The sequence below is a fragment of the Sporosarcina sp. FSL K6-3457 genome, assembly GCF_038007285.1.
Taxonomy (GTDB): domain Bacteria; phylum Bacillota; class Bacilli; order Bacillales_A; family Planococcaceae; genus Sporosarcina.
This window is the reverse complement of the sequence record NZ_JBBOWX010000001.1, coordinates 1,604,386-1,622,648: the sequence shown is the minus strand read 5'-3', so window position 1 is coordinate 1,622,648 and position 18,263 is coordinate 1,604,386. Positions and strand designations below refer to the sequence as shown.

General features: G+C 42.0%; 16 protein-coding genes. 1 reads left to right on the top strand and 15 read right to left on the bottom strand.

The window, feature by feature from the left end; genetic code table 11:
- Positions 1 to 10: 10 nt before the first annotated feature.
- The 12 genes from N1I80_RS07955 to citZ all read right to left on the bottom strand — a co-directional run bounded on the left by N1I80_RS07955 (position 11) and on the right by citZ (position 13,819).
- Complete coding sequence (locus N1I80_RS07955; protein WP_340737358.1) at positions 11 to 1,033, bottom strand: glyceraldehyde-3-phosphate dehydrogenase; 1,023 nt, start codon at positions 1,031 to 1,033, stop codon at positions 11 to 13.
- A 128-nt stretch (positions 1,034 to 1,161) separates the two neighbouring features.
- Positions 1,162 to 1,758 (bottom strand): dephospho-CoA kinase, encoded by a 597-nt coding sequence (gene coaE / locus N1I80_RS07950; protein WP_340737357.1) that lies wholly within the window; start codon positions 1,756 to 1,758, stop codon positions 1,162 to 1,164.
- A gap of 13 nt (positions 1,759 to 1,771) precedes the next feature.
- Complete coding sequence (gene mutM / locus N1I80_RS07945) at positions 1,772 to 2,644, bottom strand: bifunctional DNA-formamidopyrimidine glycosylase/DNA-(apurinic or apyrimidinic site) lyase (RefSeq protein ID WP_340737356.1); 873 nt, start codon at positions 2,642 to 2,644, stop codon at positions 1,772 to 1,774.
- 9 nt (positions 2,645 to 2,653) lie between these two features.
- The gene (polA, locus tag N1I80_RS07940; protein WP_340737355.1) at positions 2,654 to 5,278 is read right to left on the bottom strand and encodes a DNA polymerase I; all 2,625 of its coding nucleotides are present in this window, start codon (positions 5,276 to 5,278) and stop codon (positions 2,654 to 2,656) included.
- Between the two features lie 222 nt (positions 5,279 to 5,500).
- Positions 5,501 to 6,523 carry a protease modulator HflC gene (gene hflC, locus N1I80_RS07935; protein WP_340737354.1) on the bottom strand — a complete coding sequence of 341 codons (1,023 nt, stop codon included), beginning with the start codon at positions 6,521 to 6,523 and terminating at the stop codon, positions 5,501 to 5,503.
- On the bottom strand, positions 6,523 to 7,491 hold the full coding sequence (gene hflK / locus N1I80_RS07930; protein ID WP_340737353.1) for an FtsH protease activity modulator HflK: 969 nt from the start codon (positions 7,489 to 7,491) through the stop codon (positions 6,523 to 6,525). Before hflK ends, hflC begins: the two co-directional genes overlap by 1 nt.
- A gap of 98 nt (positions 7,492 to 7,589) precedes the next feature.
- Positions 7,590 to 9,005 carry a two-component system histidine kinase PnpS gene (gene pnpS, locus N1I80_RS07925; RefSeq protein ID WP_340739993.1) on the bottom strand — a complete coding sequence of 472 codons (1,416 nt, stop codon included), beginning with the start codon at positions 9,003 to 9,005 and terminating at the stop codon, positions 7,590 to 7,592.
- The gene (locus tag N1I80_RS07920; RefSeq protein WP_340737352.1) at positions 9,005 to 9,733 is read right to left on the bottom strand and encodes a response regulator transcription factor; all 729 of its coding nucleotides are present in this window, start codon (positions 9,731 to 9,733) and stop codon (positions 9,005 to 9,007) included. Before N1I80_RS07920 ends, pnpS begins: the two co-directional genes overlap by 1 nt.
- Positions 9,733 to 10,209 carry a MaoC family dehydratase gene (locus N1I80_RS07915; RefSeq protein ID WP_340737351.1) on the bottom strand — a complete coding sequence of 159 codons (477 nt, stop codon included), beginning with the start codon at positions 10,207 to 10,209 and terminating at the stop codon, positions 9,733 to 9,735. Before N1I80_RS07915 ends, N1I80_RS07920 begins: the two co-directional genes overlap by 1 nt.
- Before the next feature lie 95 nt (positions 10,210 to 10,304).
- The gene (gene mdh / locus N1I80_RS07910) at positions 10,305 to 11,243 is read right to left on the bottom strand and encodes a malate dehydrogenase (protein WP_340737350.1); all 939 of its coding nucleotides are present in this window, start codon (positions 11,241 to 11,243) and stop codon (positions 10,305 to 10,307) included.
- A 70-nt stretch (positions 11,244 to 11,313) separates the two neighbouring features.
- A complete protein-coding gene (gene icd / locus N1I80_RS07905) occupies positions 11,314 to 12,582 on the bottom strand; it encodes an NADP-dependent isocitrate dehydrogenase (RefSeq protein ID WP_203246669.1) in 1,269 nt (422 codons plus the stop codon).
- Between the two features lie 121 nt (positions 12,583 to 12,703).
- On the bottom strand, positions 12,704 to 13,819 hold the full coding sequence (gene citZ / locus N1I80_RS07900; protein WP_340737349.1) for a citrate synthase: 1,116 nt from the start codon (positions 13,817 to 13,819) through the stop codon (positions 12,704 to 12,706).
- A 176-nt stretch (positions 13,820 to 13,995) separates the two neighbouring features.
- Between citZ and N1I80_RS07895 the strand changes: the two genes are divergently transcribed.
- Complete coding sequence (locus N1I80_RS07895) at positions 13,996 to 14,970, top strand: AI-2E family transporter (RefSeq protein WP_340737348.1); 975 nt, start codon at positions 13,996 to 13,998, stop codon at positions 14,968 to 14,970.
- On the opposite strand, the gene N1I80_RS07890 is transcribed toward N1I80_RS07895, so the two are convergent.
- From N1I80_RS07890 to pfkA, 3 genes are all read right to left on the bottom strand, one after another.
- Entirely contained in the window at positions 14,960 to 15,343 is a 384-nt protein-coding gene (locus N1I80_RS07890; protein WP_340737347.1) for an FxsA family protein, read from the bottom strand. The two genes, N1I80_RS07895 and N1I80_RS07890, sit on opposite strands and share 11 nt — an antisense overlap.
- Before the next feature lie 77 nt (positions 15,344 to 15,420).
- Positions 15,421 to 17,181 (bottom strand): pyruvate kinase, encoded by a 1,761-nt coding sequence (gene pyk, locus N1I80_RS07885; protein ID WP_340737346.1) that lies wholly within the window; start codon positions 17,179 to 17,181, stop codon positions 15,421 to 15,423.
- 47 nt (positions 17,182 to 17,228) lie between these two features.
- Complete coding sequence (pfkA, locus tag N1I80_RS07880) at positions 17,229 to 18,188, bottom strand: 6-phosphofructokinase (RefSeq protein WP_340737345.1); 960 nt, start codon at positions 18,186 to 18,188, stop codon at positions 17,229 to 17,231.
- Positions 18,189 to 18,263 lie beyond the last annotated feature (75 nt).

Below are 18,263 nucleotides of genomic sequence, written 5' to 3'. Positions count from 1 at the left end.
GGATTTCTTCTTATGCGTTAACGACTGTTTTCAATGCCTTAGCAACTTTCTTTGTTAGATCAACTACACGGGCGGAGTACCCCCACTCATTGTCATACCAAGCCAATACTTTTATTTTCCGATTACCCATGACGATCGTTGATAGGCCGTCGATAATTGCGGAGTCCGTTGTTGTATTGAAATCAATAGATACAAGCGGTTCTGTCGTAAAACGGAGGATGCCTGCCATTGCCCCAACAGACGCTTGCTGGAATGCCTCATTCACCATGTCGACGGTTACATCTTTCTCAACGTCTACAACAAGGTCAACAAGTGACACATTCGGTGTTGGCACTCGCAAGGCTAAGCCATGAATTTTCCCTTCCAGCTCCGGGAGCACCAATGACAGCGCTTTCGCTGCGCCTGTCGAAGTTGGAATAATTGACTGCGCACAAGCACGCGCACGACGTAAGTCCTTATGCGGATTGTCCAAGTTTTTCTGGTCATTCGTAAACGCATGAACAGTCGTCATCAAGCCGTTTTCAATTCCAAATGCATCATTCAATACTTTAGCTACTGGCGCTAGGCAATTTGTTGTACAACTTGCATTCGAAATAATAGCATGTTTTTCAATATTAAGTTTGTCATCATTCACACCTAAAACGATGGTTACATCTTCATTAGTACCTGGTGCGGAAATAATAACCTTTTTAGCACCAGCTTCAAGATGAAGTGCAGCTTTGTCACGGGCATTAAATTTACCTGTCGCTTCAATCACAATATCAACACCGAGTTCTTTCCAAGGTAGGTTGGCTGGATTACGATCTGAGACGATGAAAACACGCTTTCCATTGACAACAAGTGCATGTTCCTCAGCAATAATTTCACCATCAAATGGTCCATGATTCGTATCATATTTTAGTAGATGGGCAAGAGTTTCTGGTGCATACATCGCGTTCACCGCTACGATTGTAACATCTTCCTCGGTGATCATTTGGCGGAAAACCATCCGTCCAATCCGTCCAAACCCGTTAATCGCTATAGAAGTAGTCATAAAAAACCAGTCCCCCCGCATGTATGTTATACTTTTTAGTTGCCATTCGCTAATTAGTATAACACATTAAATGCAAAAGAAAAGATTTTGTGAGCACATTACTCTTTTTCCATTCTTCAGAATACAGATCAAGGATTAACTTGCCACTCCATTAGTACATTTTCGAGCTGTTTCTCTGTTTCTTCTTCCGTTCCATTATTCGATAAAACAGCGTCAGCACACTGCTCCTTAACCTCCATAGGCAGCTGCGAGCCAATTCGCGCCTCAGCTTCTTCTTGCGATAACACATTTCGAGCAATAAGCCGTGTTTTTTGGACTTCTGGTGTAACAGATACTACAATGATTTTATCGACGAAGGATTGGAGCTTACTTTCAAACAACAATGGGATATCCATAATGACTGTGCTTGCCCCACGTAATAACCACTCTTCCTTTTGTCTTAGCATTTCTTGTCGTATAGCTGGATGGATAATACCGTTCAACTTTTCCCGCTCCTCAGCATCGCCAAAGATGCGTCCACCTAGTTTCTCACGGTTTAGTGAGCCATCCTCTTTAATAATGTCCACCCCGAACTGGCGACTGATTTCAAGTAAAACAGGACTGCCAGGCTTAACAACAAGCCTGGCAATTTCGTCCGCATCCACAATTGGAAATCCTTTTTTTCGTAGCATGGCAGATACCGTGCTTTTCCCACTGGCAATACTACCTGTCAAACCAATAATCATGTTGATTGTCTCCTCACTTCTGACACGTTGGACAATAAACCGATGTCCTGCCAGCAATTTTCAAGCTCGCTGTTGCCGTACCACATAGTAAGCATACTTTCCGACCATACATTTTCAGGCGGTCTTGCATCGTCCCTGCCTGTCCATCAATATTGCGATAATCCGAAATCGAACTACCACCCGCATCAATGCCCTCTAGTAGTACATCCACAATTACTTGGAACAACTCTTTTTTCCGGGCCAAACTAACCCGTTCAGCTGTTCTTGCAGGATGCATATTCATCTTGAATAACGCTTCTGTCGCATAAATATTGCCGCAACCTGAAATCACATGCCCATCCATGATGACGTCTTTAATCGCCTTGCGCGCATACTTTGATGTAGCGGCCATGTCTAAAAAGTGCTGACAGGCCTCTTCCGCAAACGGCTCAGGCGCCATTTTTAATAGAGGCGGGTGATCTGCCTCACAACCGATAAGCCTGAGCTCGCCAAATCTTCGTATATCGGAATAAACAAGCAATCCCCCGTCATCCATCGTCAAAATAACATGAACATGCTTGCGAAATTTAGTTTCCGTAATGTCTTCAACGGAGTTGACCATGAACCATGCGCCCGACATTCCCAAATGACTGACGAGAAGACAGGTATTACCGTCTTTTATCAGGTGAAAGTAAATGTATTTACTACGGCGCGTGACATTGACAATCGTCATGCCTACCAAATCGATTGCAAAATCTTCTGTTGTGATTCCTTTCAGCACCGCTTCTTTACCGAGTTGCTTAGACTGTATTACGGTATCCGAAACGGTTACTTCACAGATTGTCCTGCCTGTTGCGATAGGTGCAAGCGCACGGACAACCCCTTCTACTTCTGGTAATTCTGGCATATCTTTCCCTCACTTTGTTTCGTACCAAGACAATCCAAATGCCCAATCGACTTTTAGTGGCACGTCGAGTGCAAGTGCAGATTCCATCACTTCCGGTACAATTTCTTTTAGTTTTTCAATTTCATCTTCTGGCGCTTCAAAAATCAATTCATCATGTACTTGCAGGAGCATGCGCGTCTGCAACCCTTCCTCCTCAAGTCTTTTCGCCATATCTATCATGGCTTTCTTAATAATATCTGCGGCACTTCCTTGGATAGGCGTGTTCATAGCTGTTCGTTCTGCGAAGCTACGCAAGTTGAAATTTGAGCTCGTGATTTCCGGTAAATAGCGCCGACGATTCATAAGTGTCGTCACATAGCCTTTCTGCTTTGCATCCGTAACGATATCAGCCATGTACTGTTTGACACCTGGGAAGCTACCCAGATAGGTATCAATGAATTTAGCCGCATCTTTTCGGGTAATATCCAAGTTCTGAGACAAGCCATAATCACTAATACCATAAACAATTCCAAAGTTAACTGCTTTTGCAGCACGGCGCATATCGGAAGTGACCGATTCCTTTTCGACTCCAAACACATCCATTGCTGTTTGCGTATGAATATCCATACCTACGCGAAATGCTTCAATCATCTTCGCGTCCTGCGACATATGGGCAAGTACACGCAACTCAATTTGAGAATAATCCGCTGCAAATAAATACCAACCGGGTTCTGATGGCACAAATGCTGCCCGAATTTTCCTGCCCTCTTCCAAACGAACAGGAATGTTTTGCAAGTTCGGGTTAATGGAGCTAAGGCGGCCTGTTGTTGTCAGTGCTTGCTGGAAGCGCGTATGGATCTTCCCATCCTCATGAATTTCTTTCGATAACCCTTCAATATATGTTGAATTCAATTTACCTAATTGACGATACGTTAAAATCAAACTAATGATTTCATGTTCGCCTTCGAGCTTTTCCAAGACGTCTGCCGCCGTTGAATACCCCGTTTTGGTCTTTTTAATTGGCGTGAGCCCTATTTTTTCAAACAGAATAACACCAAGCTGTTTCGGTGAATTAATGTTGAACTTGTCACCAGCCGCTTCGTAAATAGCTGCTTCCAGTTCCTTTAGCTTAGCAGTCAAACCAACGCCGATTTCTTGCAGTGTTGCTAAGTCAGTCTTCACGCCCGTGGATTCCATTTTACTCAGAATTTTGGCAAGCGGTAATTCGAGTTCGTGGTACAAATCGTATTGGTCGTTTTCTTTCAATTTTTCTTCGATCACCGGACGGAGCTGCCAAATCGCTTGTGCTTTGCGGCTAGCATGTTCTGCGATAACTTCTTCGGTTGGTACTGCTTTCTTAGCACCTTTGCCATAGACCACTTCATCCTGCTGGACATCCATATAACCAAACTCACGTGCAATTGAGGCTACATCTGTATACGTCGTCGACGGATTGACAATATATGTCGCTAACAGAAAGTCGAATTCAAACCCGTCTGCTTCCAGCCCTTCACGAGCAAGTGCCGCAATGGCCGCTTTTGAGTCTGATGCATATTTCTTCTTAGCCGGATCTTTTAACCACGCTTGGAACGCAGCGGACTCCTTAGCAACATGTAACGGGACAAACTGCGTACCCATTGCATCAGCTAGGCTAATCCCAAGAATATCTGCTGTTAAGTAGTTTTCATCCATCATTTCAATATGGACAACCATGTCATCTGTCAAATCTGCTTGCGTCAAGTCACTGACGATTGTCACGTCAATCGCAACTTGTGGTTCTTCCGCCGCTTGTGGTGCGATTTTTTCTAACAGTGTTTTGAATTTTAGTTCTTGGTAAATGGCAGCTACTTCATCCATATCAGGTCCGCCATACGCCAAATCATCTAACGTAACGGTAATAGGTGCCTCGACTTCAATCGTTGCCAGCATTTTGCTCATAAATGCCTGCGCTTCATTATTCGTCAAATTCTCATTCAACTTTTTGGCCGTAATTTTATCGAGCGATTGGTAGACATTTTCAATCGAACCGTATTCGATTAACAGCTTAAGAGCTGTCTTCTCACCTACACCTGGAACACCTGGAATATTGTCGGATGCATCACCCATCAACCCTTTCATATCAATGATTTGATGCGGCTCAATGCCGTATTTCTCCCGTACATGTTCAGGTGTATATTTCTCAATATCCGTCATCCCTTTACGAGTGATATACACCGTCGTATGACCACTCGCCAGTTGCGTCAAGTCCTTATCACCCGAAATGACTACAACTTCCGCTTGATCTGCGTCGCCCGTTTTACTCAACGTACCGATGATGTCATCTGCCTCATACTGGTCTAATTCATATTGCGGAATCTGATACGCATCCAACAGCTTACGTAAATAAGGGAACTGCTCGGATAATTCAGGCGGCGTCTTCTGACGTCCTCCCTTATATTCCCCATATGTTGTATGCCTAAATGTCGTTTTCCCCGCATCCCATGCCACTAGTATATGGGTTGGCTTTTCATCTGCTAGAATGTTTTGTAGCATCATCGTAAAACCGTATACCGCGTTCGTATGGATTCCGTTATCATTTGTTAATAAAGGCAAGGCAAAAAAGGCGCGATAAGCCAAACTGTTACCGTCCAATAGTACAATTTTCTTTGTCGTCATGTACGTCCATCTCCTATTCCTAATCAAATACGCCTCGGAGTATTTGCGCCCAGATTTTTATCGAGCTTGCTCGATAAACTCCTTAAAAAAATCTGTGGCATCCGCCGGAGGCTTTAATTTTAATCAGCAGTTTTTTTTGCTGATTAAAATTAAAACGTCATCTTCACCCATCTTACCATGTGAGTGAAAATGACGCAGTTCTTGTGGCTATTCTATTCGTATTTACTCAAAATATCCCGTCAATACTTTCGCATACGGTGAATCAGCTGGCAAAATAATCATTGTATCTTCACCAATTGTTTTACTATATGACTGCAGTGTGCGGTATAGATTGTAAAACTCAGGGTCTTTGGAAAATGCATCATTATAGATTTTAGCAGCTTCCGCTTCCCCCTCTGCATGAATAAGAGCCGCATCTTTGTTAGCTGTTGCTAACATTTGAGTCACTTCGCGATCCGTATCCGCTTGTTTCGAAAGCTTTTCTGCATCCCCTTCTGAAAGATACGTTTGCGCAATCGATTGACGCTCTGAAATCATTCGTGTATAAATGGATTGTTCGTTTTCTTGCGGCAGATCAATTCGTTTCATGCGAACATCGACAACTTCAATCCCGAAATTCCCCTCATTTAACAATTCGTTCACACGTTCTGTAACACGATCATTTAAGTCACCACGAGAAGATTTATTATCTTCACCTTTATCATCGTTAATGACTTCTACATAGGTTAACTGCCCTAACTCCGACAAAACGACCGAGTAGATAAATTCCCCCATGCGCTGCTCTGCGTTAACAATATTACGGGCGTTGGAAATCATCTTTCTAGCGTCGGTAATTTTCCAGATGGCATAGTTATCAATAATAATCCGTTTCTTATCCTTTGTATTAATTTCCGATTCGGAGACATTGTACACCATTTGATTTTTAGGAAGAGATGTCACGCTTTGGATAAATGGAATCTTCATATTGATGCCTGGCTCTTCTACAATACGTGTAATTTCACCGAACTGCCGAACGATACGGTACTCATTTTCTTTCACAATGAACATATTGGCAACCAAAATAACTGCAACGACAAAGATAGCTGTTAAAATAAGTGCCAGTTTAGCATATTTCTTTACTTCAATGGGCTTTTTGGTCGGCGGAATAGTACCCGCTACTTTCGATTCACCTTGCGCTTGTTTCGTACGATATTTTTCCTGAAACTTTTCTTCTATACTTTTAAATGGGTTTTTATCATTAGCCATTAGTTACTCCCTCCTTCTGTTTTCGGCTCTGTTACTGGAGGTGTCTGGTTTTCCAATTGCTGTAGTGGTAAATATTTCACCGTTTCTCCCTGATCATTCATAATGTAAATTTTAGTTTTTGGCAACACTTGCTCAAGTGTCTCAAGGATTAGACGCTGACGCGTAATCTCTTTATTTGTGGCATATTCAGCATGGAGATCCTTAAACAGTGCTACATCCCCAATTGCCTGTTCAATACGGGCCGTTTTTTGTCCAACTGCCACCGATTTAATCGCTTCAACTTCCCCTTTTGCCTCACTCATCTTCTGATTGACATATTTTTGCGCTTCATTTTTTTTGGATTCTTTCGTTTCACGTGCATCTGTCACCGCAGTAAATGCAGCACGAACTTCCGCATTTGGCAGCTCAACATCCTGTAACTGAACACCTTGTATGCCGATTCCAATATCATATTTATCAATCAGTGCCGTTAATAACTCCCTTGTTTGTGCTTCAATTTCCGCCTTACCATCTGTTAACGCGGCATCTATTTGGGAACTACCTATGATAGAACGAATGGATGCTGAAGTGGCATCATGTAAAATCTCTTCCGGATTTGTTGCATTAAATAAATACTTCTGGGGCTCAATAATTTTCCATTGAACATTTAAGTCTGCTAGAACAATATATTCATCCCCCGTAATCATTTTCGTTTCTTTATCATACGAAACGAGTTCGCCACCCTTATCTTGCTTAAATCCAAACTGCAAACTAAATGTCTCTTTCGACAAGATTTCAGCACTTTGAATCGGCCACGGCAGTTTAAAATGTAGTCCAGAATCCGTTACGGGTGCACCCGCCTTCCCAAAAGTAACAACCATAGCCTGTTCTGATTCATCAACGGTATACCAGGTTGTAAAAGCAATGATGACTAGCAGCACACCAGCTATCGCCATACCAAGTGTCATTAAAATTCGTTTAGTCCCCATGTAAAACTCTCCTCCTCTTGTATGTATATCTATGTTTACGGATTAGTTTGCAGGAAGTTTCATATAACGTGAAAAAACGGTCCAATAAGTTGGACCGTTCACTTGTTGTGTAATATAGGCAAATGAACACAAAATGTAGTCCCCACACCAATCGTACTATCCACTTCAACACAGCCTCCATGAATTTCCACAAGGTGTTTGACAATCGCGAGACCCAAACCTGTTCCACCTGAATCACGGCTTCTCGCACGATCCACACGATAAAACCGCTCGAATAACCGTGGTAATTCTGATTGCTCAATGCCAATCCCTTGATCGCGAATCGTTATTACAGCTTCATTCATATCATGTGTAACCGCAACTGTCACTGTCGTCTCTTCTTTGGAATAATTAATAGCATTCGATAACAGATTAACCATCACTTGCATCAAGCGATCGGCATCAGCATCAATGATCAAGCCTTCAGGTATCTCGGCTACGATATTCATCTTCTTACGTTCCATGCTTCTAGAAACGACATCCATCGCATCTCCTATCATGTCCTTCACATTAACAGGCGAATACATCAGCGAAAAGCCTTCCCTTTCCATGCCCGATAATTCTAGTAAATCATCAATGAGCAAATGTAAACGGTCACTTTCCTTCTGAATAATCCCGAGAAATTCTTTCATAATAGCAGGCTCATGCATTGCACCATCTAATAATGTTTCTGTAAAACCTTTAATGGATGTAATAGGTGTGCGTAATTCGTGGGAAACATTGGCTACGAAGTCTTTCCTCACCTCTTCAAGTCGTATAAGCTCCGTAATATCATGGATAACCACCACAATCCCTAGCCAATTTCCATGGCGCCCAATAACAGGTGCACCGTGCACACTCATATAAGACGGGTGGTCACTTATATCAATCCGCACCTGTTCAGCACGCACTTGCTCTGTCATAAAAACATCTTCAATCAAATTTTCAATCGCAATCGGTAAGCCAATATCTTTAAAAGTCTTGCCAACAACCTCATTTTCCGATAATCCAAATGTTGTTTTAAATACTTCATTGAGTAGATTAACCGTTCCTCCACGACCAAACATGAGAAGACCACTTCCCATACTTTCAATCAATGTTTTCAAGCGCTCTTTTTCCATGATTTGCATTGTGGACATTTCCTGCAAATTGCTTGCTATTTTGTTAATGCCCTTTGCTAAATCATTGTCATACTCCGATTCACTCGTCTGTATCCTTGCTAAATAATCTCCATGTGCAATTCGAGAGGTTATTTTGGTCATTTCATCGATTGGACGAGCATATTGGATCATCATTCTTGTCGCTATGAGTAAAGATAAAACAAAAGCAATTACTAACGTCAAAATCAGAAAAAACCAATATTGTCGTTGTAATATAAGATTACTATTTTCCGAAAATAATGGGAAAAACTGACCTAGAACGATGCCAAGGCCAGTTAATAATACAGAAAGAAGAATAGCACAAGCGATAACAAGACGCGAATAGAGACTTTTCATCAAACTTTCTGCTCCTCAAATTTATAACCAATTCCTCTTACTGTCTTAATGAAGGTTGGTTTTTTAGTGTTTTCTTCAATTTTCTCACGCAAATGACTCACATGGACATCGACAATACGTGTGTCACCTGCAAAGTCATAGTTCCACACCGCACTCAGTAGTTGATCACGCGACAGCACCCGGTTTTTGTTCTGCATAAAATAAACGAGTAATTCGAATTCCTTTGGCGTGAATTCGAGTTCTACTTCATCAAGATACGCACCGTATTGTTCAGGATGGACCGTCAATGCGCCTGAACTAATCATGCCATTGCCTTCATTGCGTTCCACAGAATCTCCACTACGCCTTAACACGGCTTTCACACGTGCTACGACTTCACGCGGGCTAAACGGTTTGGTCATATAATCATCGGCACCAATTTCAAGGCCTAAGACTTTGTCGAGCTCGTCCCCTTTTGCTGTCAGCATGATGATAGGGATATCGATACCGCGCTGCCTTAATGTTTTACAAACATCGATACCGTCCATTTTAGGAAGCATCAAATCAAGTAAAATCAAATCTGGCTTTTCCGATTCTGCCTTTTGAACAGCTTCTTCGCCATCAGCGACAGAAACCGTCTCATACTGTGCTTGCTTCAAATTATATTCAAGAAGTGTACGAATCGACTGTTCGTCATCGACAATTAAAATTTTCTTTTGTTTAGACATCGTTTGCATCAGTTCTCCCATCAAAAATTATCCATTGCTTGTGAAGTCAAACGTTCTTCCACTTTCGGCGGTAGAACGGTTACGACTCCTGAAATCACAATTTCTTGCTGCTCATCACAAGCTTCTATTGAAATATCAATACGATTATCTTCTTGAGTGACACTAGTCACTTCAAATATAAAATCAATAGTAGAATAGTGATAAACAGGTTTCGGGAAGGATAGACGCTGTTCCACAACATGTGAACCAGGTCCGGGTAAATATTTTGATACGGCCGACGTCACGATTCCAGTCAGCATAATTGTCGGTACAATTGGCTTTTCGAAAGTAGTCTGTGAAGCGTAATCATGCTGTATATAAAGTGGGTTACTGTCATTTGTCAAACCGAGATAGAGTAATAGGTCCTTGTCTTCTACTTTTTCTGTCAACTTTAGTTTTTCTCCAACATTAATTTCCTCGATTTTTCTTCCTAAACGTCGTTTTTTTCCAAGTATCAACTGACTCACTCCTTTGGATTTCCTCATATAGTGTAAGTCTATCAATAATGTTTAAAAAAATCGAGTAGCATCTGCTACCCGATTTCAATTAGGAATTATACTAAAACGTTCATAACTGCTTTCACTGACTCAGCAGATTTCGCTAATGCCGCTTTCTCATCTTCAGTCAATTCTAGTTCGATAATTTTTTCAATTCCACCAGCACCAAGAACCGTTGGGACACCAATATAAATACCATCAAGGCCATATTCACCTTCCAGGTATGCAATTGATGGTAATACACGCTTCTGGTCTTTTAAAATCGCTTCAGCCATTTCAACAAGTGATGCTGCTGGTGCATAGTAAGCCGAACCATTACCAAGAAGATTAACGATTTCTGCTCCACCTTTGCGTGTACGATCTACAATTTCTTCAAGACGTTCAGCAGAAATCAATGTTTCGAGTGGAATACCACCCGCGTAGGAATAACGTATAAGCGGAACCATATCATCACCATGTCCACCAAGCACGAAACCAGTCACATCTTTTACAGACAAGTTCAATTCCTGTGCGACAAACGTACGGAAACGTGCCGTGTCAAGAACACCTGATTGACCGATTACACGCTCTTTCGGAAATCCTGATTCTTTGTACACTGTATATGTCATAGCATCAACTGGATTCGTTAGCACAAGGATCGTCGTGTTTGGAGAATGCTTAACGATTTCAGCTGTGACAATCTTCATAACTTGTTGGTTCGTTTGAACAAGGTCATCACGGCTCATACCTGGCTTACGAGCAATACCCGCCGTGATGATGACAATGTCAGAGTCTTTTGTATCTGCGTAATCTGAAGTTCCAATAATGTTCGCATCGAAGCCTTGTACAGGGGCAGCTTCAAGCATATCAAGCGCCTTCCCCTTTGTCGGGTTTTCCATTTGCGGAATATCAACGATGACTACGTCACAAAGCTCTTTTTGGGCTAAAAGAAATGCCGTAGTCGCACCTGTGAAACCAGAACCGATAACCGAGACTTTTTTACGTTGCATTGTCATGAGTAAACTCCCCTTTTATCTTTATTCATATGTATGGGGGGAAATCCCCCCTTTATTCAAATGTAATAAATTATAGGTTTTTGATCAATTCATTTGCAAATTCTGAAGCTTTTACTTCAGTAGCACCGTCCATTAGACGTGCAAAGTCGTAAGTAACAACTTTAGATGCAATTGTTTGTTCAATTGAAGCCGTAATCATTGCAGCAGCTTCGTTCCATCCAAGGTGCTCAAGCATCAAAACGCCTGAAAGAAGTACTGAAGATGGGTTTACTTTATCAAGACCTGCATATTTCGGTGCAGTACCGTGTGTTGCTTCAAAGATTGCATGGCCCGTATCGTAGTTAATGTTCGCACCAGGTGCGATACCGATTCCGCCAACTTGTGCAGCAAGTGCATCAGAAATATAGTCACCATTCAAGTTCATTGTTGCAACAACATCGAACTCTTTTGGACGTGTCAAGATTTGTTGTAGGAAGATGTCAGCAATTGCATCTTTAACGATGATTTTGCCAGCTGCTTCAGCATCTGATTGTGCTTTGTTTGCAGCTTCTGTTCCTTCAGCTTCTTGGATTTTGTCATATTGGTTCCAAGTGAATACTTTGTCGCCGAATTCTTGTTCAGCCACTTCATAGCCCCAGTTTTTAAACGCGCCTTCAGTAAATTTCATGATGTTTCCTTTATGAACAAGCGTCAATGATTTGCGGCCTTCTTTGATGATGTAGTTAAGAGCAGCGCGCACTAGACGTTTTGTACCGTCTTCTGAAATAGGCTTGATACCGATTCCTGAAGTTTCAGGGAAGCGGATATTTTTAACGCCCATTTCATTTTGAAGGAAATCAATAACTTTTTTAGCTTCTGGAGTGCCTTCTTTGTATTCGATTCCTGCATAGATATCTTCTGTGTTTTCACGGAAAATAACCATATCGCAGTCTTCTGGACGTTTAACAGGTGAAGGAACCCCTTCAAAATAACGAACTGGACGTAAGCAAGTGTAAAGATCTAGCTCTTGACGAAGTGCCACGTTCAATGAGCGGAAACCGCCACCGATTGGTGTTGTAAGTGGTCCTTTAATAGCGATCAAATACTCTTCGATTGTGTCAAGTGTTTCTTGTGGTAGCCATTCGCCCGTTTCGTTGAATGCTTTCTCTCCCGCAAGAACTTCTTTCCAAACAAGTTTCTTCTTGCCATCGTATGCTTTGTCTACAGCCGCTTCAAGTACACGTGATGCTGCATGCCAAATATCCGGACCAGTACCGTCACCGATAATGAAAGGAATTGTTGCGTGATCTGGAACATTTAGTACACCGTTAGTTACTGTAATTTTTCCACCGTTAGTCATGAATAATTTCCTCCTAATTTCAAAATCATAGGGCCGACATATAAATACGCCGCCCCATAGGTGATAAGGCACTTACCACCCCGTAGTCAATACTTTAACTTTACTACTTCATTGCTCGTTCTTAGCGCTCGTTAATTGGTACGTATTTTTGCATACCAGGTCCAATATAATCTGCACGTGGACGAATCAAACGATTGTTTGCATATTGCTCAAGAATATGGGCAATCCAGCCAGATACGCGGGAAACCGCAAAAATAGGTGTGAACAAATCATGATCGATATCGAGCGAGTGATAAACCGATGCCGAATAGAAATCGACGTTTGGTGGCAAGTTCTTTTCACCCGTAACGATTGCTTCGATTTGACTACACATATTGTAATATTTCTCTTCGCCACGAAGTGCTGTCAACTTTTTAGACATTGCACGTAGATGCTTCGCACGTGGGTCACCTTTACGGTATACACGGTGCCCGAAGCCCATGATTTTTTCTTTATTCGCTAATTTTTCACGGATATAAGGCTCTACATTTTCTTCAGAACCGATTTCCATTAACATTTTCATAACTTGCTCGTTAGCACCACCGTGAAGTGGTCCTTTAAGTGCACCAATTGCAGCTGTCACACCCGAATACAAATCAGAAAGCGTCGCTACACAAACACGTGCAGTAAACGTCGATGCATTCAATTCATGGTCAGCATGAAGAACTAGCGCCTTGTCGAATGCTTCAACCGCAATCGCTTCTGGCTCTTTACCTGAAAGCATGTACAGGAAGTTTTCAGCGTAACTAAGACCCGTTTTTGGTGCTACAGGCTCAAGGCCTTTACGAATACGTGCAAATGAAGTAACGATTGTCGCAATTTTCGCTTGCAGCTTAATTGCTTTCTCGTAGTTTGCTTCATCAGACATATCTTCAGCTTTGTCGTCGTATAATCCAAGAAGTGAGACAGCTGTACGAAGTGCTGCCATCGGATGTACTTTGTCGATTGGATACGTTTTAAAGTGATTAAGTACTTCCTGAGGAACCGCCATATTATCCGCAAGCTGTTTTTTCAGCTCTGCAAGCTCGTCCTCCTTTGGTAGACGTTGATGCCATAGAAGATAAATGACTTCTTCAAAATTGGCATTCTCTGCGAGATCGTCAATATCATAGCCGACATATGTAAGTGTGTCATCAATAATTGAACTGATTGCTGACTGTGTCGCTACGACTCCCTCCAACCCTTTGGTTGATGTCATGTAAATCGCTCCTTCTTTCAGTATAGCCGTTCAATCCTAAAAAAAAGAAGGACGGCCAGTCTGCTTATAATAAACTATCCAAAAACGCTTACAACGACCATTATAATCAATTTCGTCATCTTTGTGAATGGTTACGCTTATTTTTGTTTTTATATTTGGGAAAAGGGAGGAGGAAAATGCCTGCAAACCGCGACAAGCAACAAAATCTCCAATTAATTTTATTTAAATGGTTACCCGTTATTTTAACAGGAATTCTCCTTTTTGCCGTTCCTCCGGCTGCTATCGCGGTCATTATCGCTTATTTTACCGCACCCATTCTTTTGTCTCTACGCGCCATAATAAAACTACCTTTAACAATTGCAACGCTATTCGTCATGACGCTAATTGTATTCTTATTTAGCTCATTCACTTTTGTTGCCCTTCACGGATTAATAGACACCATTCCAGCAGTCGAACGCCACATTGCACCATTTACAAAAAACACAGATATCGCGGGAAAGCTATTCACTTTTCTTGAAGAGAAAGTCGTCCAATATGGACATGCCATACTGGAATACACCGTTGGAATGATCAGCACGATATTTCAGCAATTGTTTAGCCTTTTCATTTTTCTTGTTGCTTATTTTTTTGCACTGCGGGAGTCTGGGAAAAATCGATTCTGGTTTCTCGTCTATTTCCCAACTACTATACGCCAGCCAGCCAAAAAAATGTTTACAAAAGCAGGTCAATTGATTGGGACCTTTATATCCGTAGAAATCCGGTTATTTTTCCTGACATTTATCATTATTACAATTGGTTTTTTCTTTCTCGGATTCACATCACCAATCGGCACAGCTTTTCTAATTTCACTTGCAGATAGTCTGCCCTTTCTTGGAATCGGCTTATTCCTTCTCCCCATGGCAGCTTTCTTTATCTATACAAATAATTTATACGTCGGAATTGCCATCATTTTTCTTTACCTCTTCACAATGATTACCCGTCAGATGGCAGAGTCCTATATGTGGGCCTCCACTTTCCAACTAAAACCAATTCATGCTTTCTTCATCACAGCATGCTCGGTCTATCTGTTTGGGCTACCTGGAATTTTACTAACACCATTCTTATTATTTGCTGCACTAAAAGCTAAACAGCATCCATTATTCACATCATAACAATGCGACCATTTTTCATTTTATTATAAATCCACTTTTGTATAAAAGGGCGAATCATATTTCTCGGTCCCTTGAACATGAGCAAAAGCCCAGCAATATCCGTTATAAAGCCAGGCATTACTAGCAAAATACCCCCGAAGAAAATACAGACGCTATCAATCAAGGCATTCCCGGGTGTTTCCATTGTCGCCATTCGAGTTCTAAGCTCGTTCCATGCTTTCAGCCCTTGCCGTTTTGCCATATAAGTGCCACCTACACCCGTTAGTAGGATAATAGCAAGCGTCGGGAAAAGACCTAGCGTTTTCCCTGAATAGATCAGCAAAGCAAGCTCAGCAGCTGGAATTGTAATAAAAGCAAGGATTAGCCATTTCATAATGTAGTCGACCTCCTTATTTTAAAAGGCTGCTTACCGATCAATTCGGAAGCAGCCCTTTACTAAATTAATGATTGTTACAGGACGCTTGCGTGTCCGTTATAAATAACACCAGATTCAGCATCCATTGTTACTTCATTGCCCTGCTTAATCAATTTTGTCGCATTTTCAACGCCAACAATAACAGGGATACCTAGACTAAGCCCAACAACTGCCGCATGGCTAGTTAGTCCACCCTCTTCTGTAATGAGTCCAGCACACTTTTCAATGGCCGGCATCATATCCCGATCAGAACCAACTGTAACGAGGATAGCACCTGTTGTATCGAGTGCTAATGCTTCTGCCGCATTGCGCGCAACAACTGTACGTCCAAATGCAACAGTTCTACCAATTCCTTGTCCTCGAGCTAGTAAATCGCCAATGACATGGATTTTCATCAGATTCGTCGTTCCAGCCTCACCGACAGGAACACCAGCAGTAATGATCACTACATCACCATGGCCAACGTATTGATGCTTAACACTTTCTTCAACCGATTCCTGTAAAACTTCATCAATGTTTGTTGCTTTTTTACCGACAATCGGATAAACACCCCAAACAAGGGATAGCTTTCTTGAGCATTCTTCAGTCGAAGTCACTGCGATAACAGTACAACCCGGGCGATATTTAGCAATCATTCTCGCTGTATGACCACTCTCAGTTGGTGCAAGAACGGCTTTCACTTTTAGGTTGATTGCTGTATAAGCCGCGGCTTGTCCAATCGCATCTGTCATATTGCCATGTTTTTCACGACGTCGAGTCGATACAACTGAACGATAGTCAATCGCATCTTCTGTTGTTGTAGCGATACGATCCATTGTAAGAACCGATTCGACAGGATACATTCCTGCCGCTGTTTCTCCCGATAACATGATTGCATCAGAGCCATCCATTATAGCATTCGCAACGTCACTCGCTTCCGCACGTGTAGGGCGTGGGTTACGCTGCATAGAATCGAGCATTTGTGTAGCAGTAATAACCGGCTTACCAGCCTGATTACATTTTTTAATAAGGTCTTTCTGAACAATAGGTACTTCCTCTGCTGGAATCTCTACCCCAAGATCACCACGTGCAACCATCAAACCATCAGATATATTAATGATTTCATCAATATTATCGACACCTTCTTGGTTTTCGATTTTTGGAATAATCTGTAGATGTGATCCATCATTCGCTTCTAGGATTTCACGAATTTCCATGACATCAGAAGCACGTCGAACGAATGATGCCGCTATGAAATCAACACCTTCTTTAATACCAAACAAGATATCCGCTGCATCCTTGTCCGTAATTCCCGGAAGTTGTACGGAAACACCTGGAACATTGACACCTTTTTTGTTCTTTAATGTACCCGAGTTAACAATCAATGTATGAATAAGCCCTTGTGCCTCGTCCTTACCTGTCACTTCTAATTGAATCAATCCATCATCCAGAAGAATAACCGAACCTACTTCAACATCCTCAATCAGTTTTTCATAGCTAACTGAAAATCTTTCTTGGTCTCCTTCAATTTCCTGCATAGAAATTGCCACTTGTTGCCCCGCAACAAGTTCAACTTCACCATTTTTCATAGAATGTGTACGGATTTCAGGACCTTTTGTATCTAACAAAATACCGACTACTCGTCCTTTTTCACGTGCTACTTTTCTAATTGTATCGATACGTGCCTTATGCTCGGCATGATCACCGTGTGAAAAATTCAGCCGCGCAACGTTCATCCCCGCATCAATTAATTGCCCAAGTATTTCTGGTGACTCACTTGCTGGACCGATCGTACAAACTATTTTCGTCTTTCTCATCCATTCTCGCCTCTTTTCCAATGATAAAACCGCTCTGTATATAGCTTTTAGATAGATAACTCTTTAGAAAGCTTGTACATTGTTGATTTCCAATCGTTTGTTGATTCAACAACATCCTTCAAATCACAGTCTACGATACCATTGTTTTTCATACCAACCGCAACGCCACCACGACCTTCTTTTAGAACCTCTACAGCTCTGGCGCCAAACTGACTTGCAATCACACGATCGCGAGCAGAAGGTGATCCGCCTCTCTGAATATGACCAAGAACGGATATACGTGTATCAATATCCGCATCACGTTTCAATAAATCTGCAAGTTCAACCGCTGGCATAACACCTTCCGCAACAATGATAATGCTATGCTTCTTGCCACGCCCTGACCCACTTTTTAGCCGTTCAATAATTGCAGGTACATCATATTTTTCTTCTGGTATCAAAATCGTCTCCGCACCACCAGCAAGTCCCGCCCATAAAGCAAGGTCACCCGCATCACGGCCCATCACTTCTACAATAAATGTCCGCTCGTGCGATGAAGCCGTATCCCGAATTTTATCAATTGCATCAATGACTGTATTCAACGCTGTATCAAAGCCGATTGTAAAATCAGTACCCTTAATATCATTGTCAATCGTTGCCGGAACACCGACGCAAGGAATACCGAGTTTTGTTAATTCATGGGCTCCCATAAATGAGCCATCTCCACCTATAACAACAACGCCTTCAATACCATGTGACTTCAATTGCTGCAAGGCTTTCTCTCGTCCCTCAGCCGTTCGGAACTCAACACTGCGGGCAGAACGTAGCATAGTTCCACCACGCTGGATGATATCACCTACAGAACCAAGCTCTAACAGTTCAATTTTCCCTTCAATCAATCCTTGGTAGCCATTGTAAATACCTGCAACTTCAAACCCTTCATAAATCGCCTTCCGGACAACTGCGCGAACTGCTGCATTCATGCCCGGCGCATCTCCTCCGCTTGTCAAAACAGCAATCTTTTTCATTAAAATCGCTCCTCGTGTATGTATAATTAGTTTCTGCACCGAATACGAAAAGATGTAGCCTCTTCGCACCTCTTC